The 15,795-nt window shown below is 44.6% G+C and carries 16 protein-coding genes; 10 read left to right on the plus strand and 6 right to left on the minus strand.

The window, feature by feature from the left end:
- Window positions 1–546 precede the first annotated feature (546 nt).
- The 6 genes from JMX92_RS06925 to JMX92_RS06950 form a co-directional block, all read right to left on the minus strand.
- Window positions 547–792, minus strand: coding sequence for a helix-turn-helix transcriptional regulator (locus JMX92_RS06925; RefSeq protein ID WP_227675300.1), 246 nt, complete (start codon window positions 790–792; stop codon window positions 547–549).
- Between the two features lie 158 nt (window positions 793–950).
- A complete protein-coding gene (locus tag JMX92_RS06930) occupies window positions 951–1,868 on the minus strand; it encodes a hydrolase or metal-binding protein (RefSeq protein WP_201544716.1) in 918 nt (305 codons plus the stop codon).
- A 117-nt stretch (window positions 1,869–1,985) separates the two neighbouring features.
- The gene (locus JMX92_RS06935) at window positions 1,986–3,101 is read right to left on the minus strand and encodes a lambda-exonuclease family protein (RefSeq protein WP_201544718.1); all 1,116 of its coding nucleotides are present in this window, start codon (window positions 3,099–3,101) and stop codon (window positions 1,986–1,988) included.
- 121 nt (window positions 3,102–3,222) lie between these two features.
- Window positions 3,223–4,215, minus strand: coding sequence for a DUF932 domain-containing protein (locus JMX92_RS06940; protein WP_201544720.1), 993 nt, complete (start codon window positions 4,213–4,215; stop codon window positions 3,223–3,225).
- 56 nt (window positions 4,216–4,271) lie between these two features.
- Window positions 4,272–4,553, minus strand: coding sequence for a hypothetical protein (locus tag JMX92_RS06945; RefSeq protein WP_201544722.1), 282 nt, complete (start codon window positions 4,551–4,553; stop codon window positions 4,272–4,274).
- 118 nt (window positions 4,554–4,671) lie between these two features.
- On the minus strand, window positions 4,672–5,601 hold the full coding sequence (locus tag JMX92_RS06950; protein ID WP_201544723.1) for an inovirus-type Gp2 protein: 930 nt from the start codon (window positions 5,599–5,601) through the stop codon (window positions 4,672–4,674).
- 509 nt (window positions 5,602–6,110) lie between these two features.
- Here JMX92_RS06950 and JMX92_RS06955 point away from each other — a divergent pair.
- The 10 genes from JMX92_RS06955 (at window position 6,111) to JMX92_RS07000 (ending at window position 15,654) form a co-directional block, all read left to right on the plus strand.
- On the plus strand, window positions 6,111–7,412 hold the full coding sequence (locus JMX92_RS06955; protein ID WP_201544726.1) for a hypothetical protein: 1,302 nt from the start codon (window positions 6,111–6,113) through the stop codon (window positions 7,410–7,412).
- A gap of 725 nt (window positions 7,413–8,137) precedes the next feature.
- Window positions 8,138–8,824 carry a hypothetical protein gene (locus JMX92_RS06960; protein WP_201544728.1) on the plus strand — a complete coding sequence of 229 codons (687 nt, stop codon included), beginning with the start codon at window positions 8,138–8,140 and terminating at the stop codon, window positions 8,822–8,824.
- A 646-nt stretch (window positions 8,825–9,470) separates the two neighbouring features.
- Window positions 9,471–10,379 (plus strand): urease accessory protein UreD, encoded by a 909-nt coding sequence (locus JMX92_RS06965; RefSeq protein WP_201544733.1) that lies wholly within the window; start codon window positions 9,471–9,473, stop codon window positions 10,377–10,379.
- A 136-nt stretch (window positions 10,380–10,515) separates the two neighbouring features.
- Window positions 10,516–10,818, plus strand: coding sequence for an urease subunit gamma (ureA, locus tag JMX92_RS06970; RefSeq protein ID WP_077448018.1), 303 nt, complete (start codon window positions 10,516–10,518; stop codon window positions 10,816–10,818).
- A gap of 27 nt (window positions 10,819–10,845) precedes the next feature.
- Complete coding sequence (locus JMX92_RS06975; RefSeq protein WP_155587512.1) at window positions 10,846–11,181, plus strand: urease subunit beta; 336 nt, start codon at window positions 10,846–10,848, stop codon at window positions 11,179–11,181.
- Window positions 11,178–12,881, plus strand: coding sequence for an urease subunit alpha (gene ureC, locus JMX92_RS06980; RefSeq protein ID WP_155587511.1), 1,704 nt, complete (start codon window positions 11,178–11,180; stop codon window positions 12,879–12,881). The genes JMX92_RS06975 and ureC overlap by 4 nt, the downstream gene beginning before the upstream one ends.
- A gap of 20 nt (window positions 12,882–12,901) precedes the next feature.
- Entirely contained in the window at window positions 12,902–13,495 is a 594-nt protein-coding gene (ureE, locus tag JMX92_RS06985) for an urease accessory protein UreE (protein WP_201544734.1), read from the plus strand.
- Window positions 13,485–14,192, plus strand: coding sequence for an urease accessory protein UreF (locus tag JMX92_RS06990; RefSeq protein ID WP_201544735.1), 708 nt, complete (start codon window positions 13,485–13,487; stop codon window positions 14,190–14,192). The genes ureE and JMX92_RS06990 overlap by 11 nt, the downstream gene beginning before the upstream one ends.
- A gap of 109 nt (window positions 14,193–14,301) precedes the next feature.
- Window positions 14,302–14,940, plus strand: coding sequence for an urease accessory protein UreG (gene ureG / locus JMX92_RS06995; RefSeq protein ID WP_155587508.1), 639 nt, complete (start codon window positions 14,302–14,304; stop codon window positions 14,938–14,940).
- Window positions 14,941–15,063: 123 nt separating this feature from the next.
- Complete coding sequence (locus JMX92_RS07000; protein WP_155587507.1) at window positions 15,064–15,654, plus strand: HupE/UreJ family protein; 591 nt, start codon at window positions 15,064–15,066, stop codon at window positions 15,652–15,654.
- The last annotated feature ends 141 nt before the right edge of the window (window positions 15,655–15,795 follow it).

Genomic DNA, 15,795 nt, shown 5'->3' on the forward strand with positions numbered 1-15,795 from the left:
CAGAAAGCATTACTGCACTTCAGGTTCCTCACGATTAAACCATAAATCATTCCATTCGATACCATTCTTAGTCAACGTATAAAACCCACTAAAAACTAGGGCGTGTTGAACATTCACAAATGCGCACTGCTGATCGCTAAAATAGTTCTAGTCTAAGTGAAAATTGCAGATAATGCTTATTGCATTGGCTAGATTTTCACAACGACTAGGGCGATTTTAGCATCAGCCCTCACGACAACAATAGGGACAGGACTATTTTTTGCCGCTTTATTGATAAAAATAGACGCTTAGAACGACTAAACTTACCATTTTTATCTGCAAATCACCTAAAAAATAGTCTCTGTCAGTGCCAAGGTCGAATGTTCAACACGCCCTAACCGTTCGCTATTTTTTTTGCCATTAATTTGTCGCCAATGTTCAACACGCCCTAATAGTTTCAAATAAAAAAACATACGCGAGATTTTGAAAGCGATCTAAGCGATTTATAAAACACAAAAAAACAAACCGCCCTATTCTTACAATTAGAACGGTCAGATTAATCTAGGCTTATCTTGCCCCAATCTTAGTATTAATCCACTCTGCAATCTCGCTTGCTACCCATACTACCCTTACCTGTGTCAGCTGTACCTTCTTAGGGAATGTCGGATCATAACGATCGGATTTCTCATTGACCATCTCGTAGATCGTAGAACGACTAAGACCGGTATAATGACCAACATCTTTGATACTCAGTAGTTGCGGTATATGATTGCATGGCTCGGTTGCTGGTTGTGTTACATTCAAATTTTCCATGATGTGCTCCTTATAAGTGAATGAGAGCATCTCCTCTCATATACTTACCGAGTCCTATAATTTTTTACTGCATCCCATGCCGTCCGACGGTTAGCCTGGGTTTAGGCAATAAAAAAAGAGCTGCATGACACAGCTCCTTTTATGCCTAGTTCGCTAGACTAACTAACCGCCGTCACGCTTTGCCGTAATCCCTGCTCAATACTGGTTACGTCATGATCGGCTAAGCCATGATTTAAGTGCCTATGCGCATCTTGATGTTGACCAGAATCGCCTGTCTCGACTGGATAAAACTCTTCCACCACTGCAAATGCCTTATCGTTATCACTCTCAAAGGCTGAGTTCACATAGCCAAGCTTCGCCGCCGCCTCTAATGCTGCTTGATCAAAGCCGTGTTCGCTAAGCTCCGCATCAATAGCTTGCGCGTTAGATACCGCATCTTTAAGCGTTATCCCATCACGCAAGGTCAAATCGACAAAGTAAATCGGCGTGCGATAGCTTTGCGTGGTGCTTTTACCCCTTAAGGTTAATTGCAGCGGTAAACATGACAGCTTATTGCCTGAGACCGCGGCAAAGTAGCTGAGCCTTGCTGCAAGTGTTCGAATACTATTAAAGCCTGTGGTGCGAAAGATAAACGTACCCAGCTCATCGTCCTCACTAAGATTCACGTACAGACGACCATAAGGTTTACAAGCACCGCCTTGCGCCAATGGACAGCGATCAGGCGATGGACATGGTAGCTGTTCAACGCCATTGCTTGTGCGGCGCTGACACTGCTCACCGTCACCCACGCATAGCGGTCTGCCAGTTTGCCTATCGAACAGCGTGTACTCCGCTCTTAGATTTAGTGTCGGATCGTTAAACAGCATGCGCACGGGTATTTGTCGAAGCTTCCCATCATTGTTTTCGCGTAGCTTTGCATCAAGCGGATGGTTGATCCAGCCATCCTTGTTTTGGATTTGGCTGGTAATGGTAAATTGATCGTCTTTTGCAGGAAGACGTTTGCCGTCTTTTACAATGACACGCCCGATGCTGATACGACCTAAAACGGGCGGGGTTATAGTGAGACCTTTAATCATGGTGATATTCCTTATGTATTTAATAGATTATGTTTAGCCATAAAAAAGCCCACCTGTGATAGGTGGGTGATTATGCGCTAGACTTGGTTTGTTGGTGTGTTGAGAATAGATAGCGGCTTAATCGTTTAAGACAACAAAGCGTCTGCTGCCTTGACGGGTTTTACTGAATTTAGCTAATAGCTCAGGATGGGCTTTAATAACGGCTTTGCTATCAAGACCGACACTATCTTTCGAGCGCTTCCAAGAAATCACGCCTTTTTCAAACACTGCTACTTCATTATCAGCAATCAGCGTTTGCAGCTGATGCTTCACTTGATCATAACGCTGCTCTAGCTCTTGCATATAGTCACGGTAGCTCAGTAATTGCTCAAACAATTTGTTCGCACCGTCATCGTCACGCAGATCAACCTTGCTTGAGGGCTTTGGTGTTGGATACAGCTGCTTTAATGCCCGAGCTGCGGACTCAGAATGGTCAGGGGTTGGCGGCGTGTCGGTTTCTACATACTGCCAGAATAGCCGCTCATGCTCCATGATGGATGCAATCAAGCGCTCGTCACGTTCAACCTTATAAATCTTCGCTTCATGACCACAAAGCAGCACACAGATGTGAGCTGCCTGTTTACCTGTGACCGCTAGTTGATGCTGTACTTGGCAGGTGACGTAGAGCGGCACGCCATGCTTCCACAGCTTGGCACCATGTTCCCCAGCCGTTTTACACTCGAGTATTTGTACTTCGTCACTACCAGTAATGGCATAGTCTAAATTGGCGAGCATAAAGGCTTTGTCAGGATCAGGGTGCTGCAAGATGGCGTTTACGCGGCGCACCTTATTGCCGGTATGTTCTTGATAATATCTAGCCACCATCGGCTCCAAGGTATTGCCCCAGTACAAAGGCGAATAGCCCTCTAAGCTTTCATCAATGCTTGATTCCATGCGTCCGGTCTTAATCATCCACAGCTCAAGCATGGATAAATACGGATGGATACCACAGCTAGCCGCGGCATCACTACTGCCAATGCCTTGCTTGCGAAACTGTAGCCAATCCTCACGGCTTAAGTCTTTGGTATTAACCAAACGTTTAGCAGTGGCTGCTTGACTAGCGGAAGGTTTAACGGTTTTATTCTGAACCTTAAGCGTTGGCATATCTTCGATGCTGTGCTTAGCTTTTACCTTAGCGGTGGCACGCTTAGCCTGTCTTGGCTGAGTATGGGTATTTAATGCGATCATGTTCATGGTAAATTCCTTCGTTAAATTGGTTATTAGTTTTGGTTGATTACTGATTAATGAGAAACAAATGGCATAAAAAAACCACGCGCTTAGGCGTGGTTTAATTGATTAAGTGTACTAAGCGTCTTTAAGCAATCAGTGCAAAGGCTGCCTCTAAGCTTTTGTCTTTCAGCTTAGCCCCTGCACCGAACCATGCGGAATCGAGCCTATGATCGTTAGACATCGCTCGGCGCTCATGGTCCACATACTCTGTCATTGCTGACAGCAAGCCATAAGCGGTATCACGCGCTGAATCCAAATCAGCGCCCCGACCTTGACCATTAAACATGTTCATCACCTGATTCATGGCACGGGCATTGGGCACCGCATCCTTTTCTTTCTTAGCACTGTTAAACAGAATGATGTCATTGTCCTGATCGTTGAAGACACGGTTGAGATAATTAGCCGCTTCTGCCTGAGTCACACGGCGCTGGGTTAACTGCTTCATCTCATACATATGCTCATTCCACTGCTTAACGGAGACGCCTAGTTGCTGCTTGACCTTGTCCGCATCAAAGGAAGTGCTATGCGGTACTTTCACCACGCCGCCGCTGCCGTCAGCGAGGCTAATCGCTAAGGTGTTATTACACACCACACGGATATTAGTGAACTGTGCAGTGGTGGCAAGCGTGCCATCGCAAGCAGTTGCTAGTAGCAGATAGCCGTTACTGACGTCACCGCCTTTGAGAGTCATAGACTGACCTGTACGAGCGAGTGCCCACATCTTACGACCACCCTTTAAGACACCTGCGGTTTCAAGCTCGAAGTGCGATTGCTCAGTGAGATCACGATAAAACTCGAGAATCTCACGTGGCTGCACTTCTTGGTAGCGTTGACTGACCACCGATAACGGCTCTAGGTTATCTGAGCGGTACAGCACCTTATTGCTATCAAAGGGCATGATCAGGCTTTGACCTTTTTCATTGCTTGCCATGTAGCTGACATCAGAGGATTCAATACGCCAATCCATACCAGCTTCCTTTGCCCAGACTTCGATAGGCTGATTCTTTGGTAGCTGACTGCCGAGACCGTGCCACGGGGTATCACCGACAAAAGCCATATTTTCGATTAAATGTGCCATGATTCATTTCCTTTTAGGTTTGATTGTTTATAAGCATTAAGTAATGCGATGATTCATTAGTTGATGGTTGAGAAAACGTGCGTACAGTCATCACAGCGATACTGCTTATTGATGAGCATGGGTAAAGTGCTATGAGGCTCTGCAAGCTCGATGACGGCTGCAATGGCAGTACCTGCAACCACACCGATCATAGGATGGACTTTGAATGATTTGCATAGACTGACACCAAGACCAATCAATGCAGCAGGTGATAACAGCTCATCCACAAGCTGCTGGTTATTGCTATCAGTCATCACATAAACAGCGGACGACTGACAGCGTGGACATAGGGGTTTCATAAGGGCTCCTTATTGTGCGCATAAAAAAGGCCTGCACGTGGCAGGCCTTTGATGGGTGAAGAAGGATGAGCATTAAGACGCTAATGCTCGATCTCATGAATGTAGTATGTATTTGAAATTAGTTTGTTATGGGCGGTAAACCTCGACGCTTCTTTGTACGGTAGGTGCCATGACCGAAGGTACGCATATTAGGGAGCCATACTTTTAATTGCTGATCTTTCTTGTCAAGCTTGGTTAAATACAACGCTGAGTAAACCGTATTTTCAATCTGACGTAGGTTATTACGATGGATCATACCGACGCCTAATCGATCATTACCGAACTCGTCTTTCACTTGGTGCTTTTTCTTATGTTTATTACTATTACAGTTGTAATAAGTACCAAGCCCTTCTGTTATAGCCTTCCACTTCTTACTAATCTCTATAGCTAAAGCGCAGTCGCCCTCACGTCTTGCCCCGTCATATATGAGCAGTAAGTGACAATGAAAACCACCCCATTTCCCCCCTTGTTCTAACGCCCATGCATAGCCCTGCAAATGTTTAAAGCAGGACTTCCCATTACTGATAAGCTCTCTGAGCTTTTTCATGTGATTATTGAACATATGGATAGTCACGAGCTCCCGATGTTCTTGCGTGTACATCAAATCGACACGGACAACCAATAATTTTGAATAATGATTTAGCAGGCATCTGAAATAAGACTCAAGAGCATTTCTATTCTGTTTTTCCTGATACTGCCAAGCATTGTCTTCGTCAATCACATCTTGCCTATAGCACGAAATAGAATCGATCAGTCTTTGAATATTATCTTGACTCCAAATGACATTGCATGGGTAGGAGTCTCCGACAATACCTTTGGTACCAGAGACAAAAGCTTGGATAGGCTTTGAGTAACACAAGTAATCATCGCAGCTTTCTATGAATGGCAAATACAGCTCATTCAGTCGACTTCCGATGTCATCGAAGGTTACAGAGGAAGACAAGATATCTCTGACTAGTTTGTCGATGTGATTGGTAAGGGATGATTGACTGATAATTGATTTTGACATGATTATGCTCCATTGGGTTTGGTGTACATAACCATCTGTGATGAGTGTAATTTCTAACTAATGAGTCTCTAGTATTATCTCATAATATATATACCCTACTAAGCATGCTGCGCTACAGCGCAGTCTGCTTTTCTAGTGTGTAGCGTTTGGATGCGAGTGAGGCGAAGATTTTGAGAAGCCTGGAAAGGATAGAGTTACTAAACGTATCGTAGATTGTCTATGCTTATTAGTAGGATTACCTGATTCAGCTAACGTAGATAACACCTAAATGAAGCGATGATATTAGAACTAAACTATCTAAATTTATTGCTAGAATGAAGTTTGTATTCGATGTATAGTTTAACCACGAAGATAGAAGTCTAAATACATTCTATTATAAGTCAAAAGAAGGGCATAAGACTGCTCACACCCCTATATTAGGGAGTTTGTAAGTAGTTAAAACATAGTTTTTTTCTACTAATATGGACTTTTATACCACTTTTTATGAGCTTTTTTATAGGGGTTTTTATATGCAAGATGACTTTGATGATGACGACTTTGACGATGACGACTTTGACGATGACGACTTCGACGATGACGACTTCGACGATGACGACTTCGACGATGACGATGACACATATACTAATAGTGAGATTTACGAATCATCTATTTATGAAGAAGATATTTCACTTATACAAAATGAAAATTCAGATGCAAAATTGGTTACTGCGAACTCCAATAACGCAGATTTCATCAAGAGTGATGACCAGTCAAATTTTGAACCCATTTATGAGGTGGTAAATGAGGCTAATATATACTACTTAGCCAATCAACTTAAGTTTAATGCTGACTCTAATATTCATTACCAAAAACGTAATAGAGAAGCATTAGACAATTTTTTCAAAGTGATTGAACGCTTGAATCATGATGAGTGCAAGAGCTTGGTATTTGCGCATAATATGTATGAGCAGAATTCATCAGCTAATATTGAGATTAGTGAGCTGGCTTTTAAATCAAAATTAGTAAATATATTCAAATCTAAGCAATACCCAATTCAGTACTTAACAGAGTTAATGTGTTTTAAAAATAATAATCAACTACCAGATAGTTTGCTAGGATGGATAAGAGAAGATCTCCGTAGTGCTCTGCACATCGCTTATCTAGTCCGTGATACTCTACATAATAAAGCTTTGGTTGGAGATAAGGAGCTAGTTCCTTACATTTCAAATTACTTGAAATATGAGGTCAATCATTTCAACAACACCCATATCAACTTTCCAAATTATGCAAACGATGTATATCTAAACAAACATCAGTTGATAGGCAAAATTGAAACAGTTAAGTCTCACTATTTTAAAAATCGTACTGACAGGGAAATAAAGTGGCTTAAGGGTGATGACAGCGATCAAATTGAATGGGCTTATAACTATCTAAGCTCAGACAAGAGAGACTATCTTGTGCTTCAGAAGATATTCATACCCGTCTCTTTGCAAGACAAATACAATTTAATTTTGGCTAGTCTAGATGTTCTATCAAACGTAGATTACACGTATGAAATCTTTACTAAAAATATAGATACAAGTGACCCTAACTTTGATTTCAAGCCGATACCAGTAATATCATATAGAGCTAAAGTCATAGAGAACATGAAAGACGCTTGGGTTAAACTTTCAGCGAGCAACAAGAATGAAGATCTAAGTCACATAAAGCTTTATAAAAAAGACCAAGATCTACTGGACTCTATTAAGAAAGCAGAAGGAATCACTTCTGCCTCAAAAGTTGTAGGTCAGTTGATTAAAGATGAACATGACAGAATCTTTAATAAGAAATAGATAGCTCTAGTGTTTAAAGCTACTTGATTTGATATAATATTTTTAATAACTAACGTTGTAAGAATGAATTATTGTAATAACTTCTGCAACTCTATCTTCGTCATACCCTTATTAATGAGCGCTTGAATAAGGTCTCGTTTATCGATTGCTTCAAGGCCATCAGATTGATAGTTATTTAACGAACTCTCAATCTGCTGCCGCGCTGTCTGAAAGTCCACAACCTCACCAGTATCTCCAAGTAGCTCTAAGGCATCAGCTCATGGCTGTATCCACATAATTCGCTCTTCTAAATATTAAGCAACAGTATAGCGCCAACACTTAAGTGTGTGTGCTAAAATATATTTAAGGGCTATTGGTTAAAAACATCGAAATTGACATATTAAGTATACTACCAAGTATATCAAACCTCCTTCTTGACAAAGAAAAACAACAATATCAATAACTTACCAATAACAATTGGCACCGACCACCGGTACCAACACTAAAAACCCTTACAGAACATTCTGTGAGGGTTTTTTATTGCCTGCTATTTTATTCCCCCACCTGATTTACCCCCATCTCCCTATCCGAAACTTATATACTAGGGCTTAATACCAGCTAAAGACGGCTACCTAAGTAACCAAAAACAGTATAAAGGTAATCACATGGTAAACGTGGTTGACTGGGTATCATTTTAAAGCCTAATCTAGCTAGATAAAAAAACCATTAAAGTAAGGACATTCAGTATGAAAACCAAAGCACCTAAACCTAAAAAAATCAATGAAACTTCAGGTGCTGATACAGTCAACAATACTGATATTGAAGTTTCTGTTAAACCCATTAACCCAAAAGCGGCGACCAAAACCAACAAAAAGCTGCTCAAGAATTTAGAAAAATTCACCCCCAAGCACACCACAGAGTCTGGCAAAAGTGTCTATCATCCAGAAGACCGACAGCGCATCGTTGATCAATTAAATAAATTACTGTCAAAAGGTCACAACCTAACGATGACTAAAAAGGCGTTGGCAATATATCACAACGTCAACACCGGCACGCTTGATAGTTGGCGAAAGGCCAATCAGATTAAAAATGAAGATACGGAGAGTATCACCACTCATAAGACACTAAAAACATCGACGACGCCTAAAACAAAAGCGACCAGACTTGAGACCAATCCTCTAGCCGCTGACGATGACCGAGGCGTGACAACAGCAGGTATGAATCATGCGACTGCTGATCAAGTGACCGACGATGAATATTTTGCAATTATTAAGAAGAAACTGGATTCGATTGAAGAGGAAATTCGCGTATTTGAGAAAAGAGTGCAGGAAGCAAAAGAGTTGTTAGCAAACGAAGATAAACTAAGAAAAGAGCTTGAAACCAAACGAGAGGATTATTTACCCCCTGCTTTTAAGCGCAGTTTGGGTGAGTGATTTAGCTCATTGAACTCACGCCCCCTCGTTTTTCAAGACATTGGTTTGGTATCGCTGTCTGTGTCGCTACGTCACGATAGGACAGCGTGTTATCAGACCAAACGTGGTTTATATTCCAACGAAAGTCAGGATGATTTTTCGCAGTAACTTTTCACAGTAACTTTTCACAGTAACTTTTCACAGTAACTTTTCACAGTAACATGGATGCTAATATTCAAAATAAATCATTGATTTTTAAAGGGATTTAAAGACTGATTTTTGATGGTATTTTTTATTTAAAAAATTACTTGACACGGTCTAATATAAGGATTATAAAAGCAACATTAAGTAGCGACCCGTTCGTTATGACCACTGCTTTATAGTTATTTATACTACGTTTTACACTTACTTATATCTATCTTCCCGCTTTATATTCAGCCCCTGCGCTGTGTTTTTGTCTATTAATACATTGCTTATTAGTAGATATGACAATCAAATAAAGAGGGACACCTCTCTACTTCGATAACGTCCCGTTATCTACTGAGCGCCTTATGCTCAGCTTATAAGTAACGATCAGTATTAACTAACAGCTTATTACTACTATTCTATATACATAAACTCGCACAGCGTTTTGATGTGCTGTGCTCATACCAAAGGTCTTTACGGCATGACTCGTTTATCGTTCGCTCCCCCATCTACAGGGGAGGTTGTCGACTATGGGCATCGTTTTGATGCTGGTCGTCATTGGCCAGCCTCTTTAACTTTAGGGTTTGCCGCCTATCCTGAAGCGGATACCAGCATCACCCGCATGAATGTGGCTCGCCATTATGGCCCGCTTCGCGTACAGCGCGCCTTTTATCCTGAAGGACGCGATGGCTGCTGCCACGTCTATCTATTGCACCCGCCAGGTGGCATTGCCAGTGGTGACTCACTCACCATTGACGTGACGGTTTCTGAAAACGCCCATGCGCTACTCACCACGCCAGCGGCAAACAAGCTATACCGCGCCGACAGCAATGGGGTGGCTTGGGCGCAGCACACACATCTCAAAGTCGAAGATGGCGCAACGCTTGAATGGCTTCCTCAAGAAACCTTGGCTTTCGATGGCTCACGCGGTGTACAAACGGTTGAGATTGATTTGGCCGAAACCGCAAAGTGCTTGGGCTGGGAAATCATTGGTCTAGGTCGTCCTGCCAGCAACCTGCCTTATGTCAGCGGCATCATTGAGCAACAATTTAAACTCACCCGAAATGGACTACCGCTTTGGCTAGAACGTCAATCCATCGACCCTGAGCATCCTCGCTTCATGGGTAAATGGGGGCAAGGCGGCTCAACCGTTCACGCTACCCTATGGACGGTGGGACTTGAGAACCCAACCGATACCATTACCGAGCTACGCGACAAAATTGCTGCCAGCCACAACTGGGCAGTGACCCATCGCCGCGGTGTGCTATTACTGCGCTATTTGGGCATGGAGCGTAATGAAGCGTGGGCATTATTCCAACAGGCGCGTGACATTTTGCGTCCAAGATTAAGTGGTGTTGAGTCAGTGACACCTCGTATCTGGCTGACCTAGTTTTACCCAATAATTCGACTGCCAATTTATAAAGACTCTGTATAAAAAACGGTCTAATAAGACCACACTCTCCCTTTGCTTATGCCCTGCTCGGCATAAGACCTAAAGAACAATAGCAATAAAAATGGAGCACATCATGGAACTTACGCCAAGAGACAAAGATAAATTAATGTTATTCACCGCAGGATTACTGGCCGAACGCCGCAAGGCAAAAGGGCTTAAGCTAAATTACCCAGAAGCCATTGCACTGATTAGCTGCGCCATCATGGAAGGTGCGCGTGAGGGTCGTACTGTCGCGGAAATGATGAGCGCAGGACGCGAAATCCTAACTCGTGATGATGTGATGGAGGGGGTCCCTGAAATGATTGAAAGCATTCAGGTCGAGGCCACCTTCCCCGACGGCACCAAATTGGTGACGGTTCACACCCCAATTATCTAACACGAGCTAAGGCTTGAGGAGAGCAACATGATTCCTGGTGAATATCAATTAAGAAAAGAAGACATTGAGCTGTGTGCAGATCGCGACAGCTTCGTCATTGAAGTGGCAAATACGGGAGACCGCCCAATTCAAGTGGGTTCTCACTATCACTTTGCAGAAACCAATAACGCACTGAGCTTTGATCGTGAAAAAGCTTATGGCCACCGCCTAGCTATCCCAGCTGGCACCGCCATTCGCTTTGAGCCCGGCCAAAAACGTGAGGTTTCCCTGCTGCCTTATGCCGGACTGCGCCGTATCTTTGGCTTTAGAGGTGAGGTTATGGGTGATTTGGATGCCAAATCAGATTCAGGAGAAACACGATGAAAATATCTCGCGACGCCTATGCCAATATGTATGGCCCAACCACCGGTGACCGCATCCGTTTAGGAGACACCGAGCTTTGGGTAGAGATTGAAAAAGACCACACCCATTATGGTGAAGAGGTGGTATTCGGTGGCGGTAAAGTGATTCGTGATGGTATGGGGCAAAGTCAGTTGTGCTCAGACCAAGTGATGGATACGGTCATCACTAATGCCATTATCATCGACTGGTGGGGCATTGTAAAAGCCGATGTGGGCCTAAAAGATGGTCGTATCGCTGCCATCGGTAAAGCGGGTAACCCAGACACACAGCCAGATGTGGATATCATCATTGGTGCAGGCACTGAAATTATTGCTGGTGAAAACCAAATTCTAACCGCAGGCGCCGTTGATACTCACGTGCACTATATCTGCCCACAGCAAGTTGATGAAGCGTTGATGAGTGGTTTGACCACTATGATTGGGGGTGGCACGGGTCCTGCGACAGGTTCGGTGGCAACGACCAACACCCCTGGCCCTTGGCACATTGGCAAAATGATGCAAGCCGTCGACGACTTACCCATAAATATCGGCTTCTTAGGCAAAGGCAGCGCCAGTACGCCAGAGGCGCTTGAAGAACAAGTCAAAGCTGGCGTGATGAGCTTAAAAGTTCACGAAGACTGGGCCGCAACACCAGCCACCATCAGTAATGCGCTTGATGTGGCAGACCGCTATGACATTCAGGTCGCACTACACGCGGACAGCTTGAATGAATCGGGCTTTGTTAAAGACACGTTGGACGCCTTTAAAGACCGCTGTATCCACTCATATCACACCGAAGGCGCTGGTGGTGGGCACGCCCCTGACATCATCGTAGCCTGTGGCGAGCCCAACGTATTGCCATCGTCTACCAACCCGACACGTCCCTACACTATCAATACGGTTGATGAGCATTTAGACATGCTGATGGAGTGTCACCACTTGGACCCAAATATTCCAGAAGACGTGGCCTTTGCTGATTCACGTATTCGCCGTGAGACCATTGCTGCCGAAGATATCTTGCATGATATGGGCGCCATTTCGATGATTTCATCGGATTCACAAGCCATGGGCCGTATTGGTGAAGTGGTGTGCCGTACGTGGCAAACCGCACATAAGATGCGTATTCAGCGCGGCTTATTGCCAGAAGACCAAGAGCGTGGCACCGACAACTTCCGTGTCAAACGCTACATCGCTAAATACACCATCAACCCTGCCATCACTCATGGCGTGGCACATGAAGTGGGCTCGATTGAGATTGGCAAGCTGGCTGACCTTGTGTTATGGCGTCCAAAATTCTTTGGCGTTAAGCCCTCTATCGTCTTAAAAGGTGGCATGATTGCTGGCGCGGCGATGGGTGATCCAAACGCTGCCATCTCTACGCCGCAGCCTGTCCATTATCGCCGTATGTTTGGGGCTCTAGGCCGTGCAGTATCTGCAACCCGTGTCACTTTCGTTAGCCAAGCTGCGATGAATACCGGTCTTGAAGAGAAACTGGGTCTAAAAAGCCGTTTGGTCGCCTGTAAAAACGTGCGTCAAATGCGTAAAAAAGACATGAAATTAAACGATGTCTGCCCGAATTTAACGGTAGATCCAGAAACTTATGAAGTGCGCTCAGATGGTGAATTATTAACTTGTGAGCCTTTAGCCGAAGTGCCTCTGGCTCAGCGCTATCACTTGTTTTAAACCACTTAAAGGAAAACACCATGATTCAATTTACTGAAAGACTCGACAGCACTGCGCATGACAGCGCCAATGTCGAAATATTTGACACCCTCACCTTGCCATATGAGCTGCGTATTCGTGGCCGCCTAAAAGCAGAAACAGATCAAGGGCACGAGGTTGGGTTGTTTTTAGACCGTGGCCCAGTATTGCGTAGTGGTGACTTATTAAAGGCCACAACTGGTGAGATTATAAAGGTGCTTGCTGCTGATGAGCCGGTGGCCACCGCTTATATCGAAAATGGCCTGCCACTAGCCCGCCTTTGCTATCACTTGGGCAACCGTCACGTATCACTGGCCATTGGCTTTGATGAAGACGGCCGCCACTGGGTACGTTTCCCGCCCGATCATGTGCTAGAAGAATTGGCTGAGCTATTGGGTGCAGAGCTGACTCATCATGACGCCCCATTTGACCCAGAATCAGGGGCCTATGCCCATGCTGGCCGCGAACATGCTCACAGCCATTCACATGGTCATAGTCATAGCGATGATCATGGACACGGTCATCATTCACACGACAACAATCATAATCACGGCCACACACACAAACCGGAAGATGGGCATCACCATGCACACTAAAGAGCCCACCAGTCCTATTAGTGACTTGGCTTTATTGGGGCTGATTCAATTAATCAGCCCTGCCCTGCCTATCGGTGCTTTTGCTTGGTCACAAGGGTTAGAAAGCTCGTTTGAGCTGGGCTGGGTAACCAACGAGCAAGAGCTGTATGAGTGGTTGGAGGGCGTGCTCAATGACGGCTTAACCCGCTGTGAGCTACCGGTATTGGCCAGACTACAACACTGCTGGCAAAACCATGACAGCGATGGTTTGGCCTACTGGAACAACTGGATTCATGCCAACCGCGAAACGGCTGAGCTTAGCGATGAAGACATTCGACTTGGCCTTGCTTTAACTCGGCTTCTGGCCAGTTTAGACCTTGAGCCCAAAGCTGAAGATGGCGATGCGCTCATGCCAGCCGAACCTGGTTATGTCACCATGTTTGCGTGGACAGCACACACCCGTCATGTTCCAGTACGCCAAACGTTACTTGGCTTTGCTTGGGCTTGGCTTGAAAACCAACTGGCCGCTGCTTGTAAAGCCATGCCGCTTGGACATACAGCCGCTCAGCGTTTGAATGAACAATTACGACCCAAATTGGTTTTTGCTGTTGATACCGCACTTAGCCTATCCGATGAAGAGCTTGGCCCTATTATGCCAGGCTTGGCACTGGGCAGTGCACAGCACGAAACGCAATACTCACGACTGTTTAGAAGCTAATCTTTATTAAAGCCAATTATTTATCCCATCATTTGGCTTTGGCAGTCTGATTTTATTTTTTGATTTTAATTTTACACATCGGTGTATCCATCATAAGGAAGAATAAGTTATGAAACATTGTTTACGAGTTGGCGTTGGTGGCCCAGTTGGATCTGGCAAAACAGCACTTTTACGCCAATTATGTAGTGCGCTAAAAGACCATTACAACATTGCTGTCGTGACCAACGACATCTATACCCGCGAAGATGCTGACTTCTTGCTAAAGCATGATGCCCTGCCAGCAGACCGCATCCTTGGCGTTGAAACTGGCGGCTGCCCACACACCGCTATCCGTGAAGATGCCTCTATGAACTTAGCGGCCATTGATGAGCTACAACAGCGTCATCCCGGCTTAGAGTTGGTCTTGGTAGAGTCTGGTGGCGACAACTTAGCCGCGACGTTTAGCCCTGAGTTATCAGACTTAACGCTGTATGTCATTGACGTATCTGCTGGCGATAAAATCCCTCGTAAAGGCGGCCCTGGTATCACCAAATCTGACCTATTAATCATCAACAAGATTGATATCGCTGAATATGTTCATGCGTCACTAGACATCATGGAACGTGACTCAAAAAAAATGCGTGGCGAGCGCCCATTCATCTTTGCAAACTTATATGACGGTGTCGGCGTAGAAGAAATCATCAGCTTTATCTTAGACAAAGGCATGCTGCCTGAGCGTCGTCCTGGCAAACAAAAAGCAGATGCCTAAGACGCCTAAATCATCATTTGATGGTTTTAATGACCGTTCTGACACACTAAAAAACAATCCCCTTAATCGTTTATAACCAGACGTTTTAACCAAGAACAATCAAATAATTAGAGGAATAAAATCATGAAAAACTTGTCTAAATTCATGCTGACTGCTGGTCTTATGCTAACCGCTACTTTTGCTTTAGCACATCCAGGTCATGACGAAGTGCTGCATACTCACAACGCATTTTTGAGCGGTTTAATGCACCCATTTATGGGACTTGATCACTTATTAGCCATGGCGGCCATCGGTTTTTGGAGTATGCGTCAAAACAACACCATGAAACGCGGCACGCCTCTATTCGTTGCGGGCGGCATGATTTTAGGTGCGGCAATCGCTTGGGCAGGTGTGAACCTAGCGGGCATCGAGACTGGTATCGCGATGTCAGTACTTCTAGCCGGTGTGTTAATTGCGACTTTGGCCAAATTACCAACTGCGATTGGCGGTACATTAGTGGCGCTATTCATGGTTGCTCACGGTTATGCTCATGGCACAGAAATGGCAGCAGGTGCCAACATCGCCACTTACATGGTTGGCTTTGTGGCAGCGACGCTAACCATTACTTATGGTGGCCGTGCGTTAGGTGCTGCTATGCAAAAATCAGACAACCGCATCACTCGTGCGTTAGGTGGCGTGGTTGCTATCATCGGCGGTGTTATGGCGGCAGGCTAATTAGCCCACTTTGATTAACCCCAGTTCGGGATAAGGGCTCAAAAAAAAGATAAAAAAAGAAGTCCAAAGTTGCTAAAGTAAGTTTACCAAGACCACTTAAGCAAAAAGGACTTCTTACATGGACAACCTAACCGAACTATA

The sequence above is a fragment of the Psychrobacter sp. H7-1 genome, assembly GCF_904846585.1.
GTDB lineage: Bacteria > Pseudomonadota > Gammaproteobacteria > Pseudomonadales > Moraxellaceae > Psychrobacter > Psychrobacter raelei.

Excerpts from the sequence above, each read along its gene's own strand:
- JMX92_RS07000 (WP_155587507.1), top strand. The coding sequence starts at position 15,064 with ATGAAAAACTTGTCTAAATTCATGCTGACTGCTGGTCTTATGCTAACC.
- ureG (WP_155587508.1), top strand. The coding sequence starts at position 14,302 with ATGAAACATTGTTTACGAGTTGGCGTTGGTGGCCCAGTTGGATCTGGC.
- JMX92_RS06955 (WP_201544726.1), top strand. The coding sequence starts at position 6,111 with ATGCAAGATGACTTTGATGATGACGACTTTGACGATGACGACTTTGAC.
- JMX92_RS06945 (WP_201544722.1), bottom strand. The coding sequence starts at position 4,553 with ATGAAACCCCTATGTCCACGCTGTCAGTCGTCCGCTGTTTATGTGATG.
- ureA (WP_077448018.1), top strand. The coding sequence starts at position 10,516 with ATGGAACTTACGCCAAGAGACAAAGATAAATTAATGTTATTCACCGCA.
- JMX92_RS06965 (WP_201544733.1), top strand. The coding sequence starts at position 9,471 with ATGACTCGTTTATCGTTCGCTCCCCCATCTACAGGGGAGGTTGTCGAC.
- JMX92_RS06990 (WP_201544735.1), top strand. The coding sequence starts at position 13,485 with ATGCACACTAAAGAGCCCACCAGTCCTATTAGTGACTTGGCTTTATTG.
- JMX92_RS06930 (WP_201544716.1), bottom strand. The coding sequence starts at position 1,868 with ATGATTAAAGGTCTCACTATAACCCCGCCCGTTTTAGGTCGTATCAGC.
- JMX92_RS06950 (WP_201544723.1), bottom strand. The coding sequence starts at position 5,601 with ATGTCAAAATCAATTATCAGTCAATCATCCCTTACCAATCACATCGAC.
- JMX92_RS06975 (WP_155587512.1), top strand. The coding sequence starts at position 10,846 with ATGATTCCTGGTGAATATCAATTAAGAAAAGAAGACATTGAGCTGTGT.
- JMX92_RS06925 (WP_227675300.1), bottom strand. The coding sequence starts at position 792 with ATGGAAAATTTGAATGTAACACAACCAGCAACCGAGCCATGCAATCAT.
- JMX92_RS06940 (WP_201544720.1), bottom strand. The coding sequence starts at position 4,215 with ATGGCACATTTAATCGAAAATATGGCTTTTGTCGGTGATACCCCGTGG.
- JMX92_RS06960 (WP_201544728.1), top strand. The coding sequence starts at position 8,138 with ATGAAAACCAAAGCACCTAAACCTAAAAAAATCAATGAAACTTCAGGT.
- JMX92_RS06935 (WP_201544718.1), bottom strand. The coding sequence starts at position 3,101 with ATGAACATGATCGCATTAAATACCCATACTCAGCCAAGACAGGCTAAG.
- ureE (WP_201544734.1), top strand. The coding sequence starts at position 12,902 with ATGATTCAATTTACTGAAAGACTCGACAGCACTGCGCATGACAGCGCC.
- ureC (WP_155587511.1), top strand. The coding sequence starts at position 11,178 with ATGAAAATATCTCGCGACGCCTATGCCAATATGTATGGCCCAACCACC.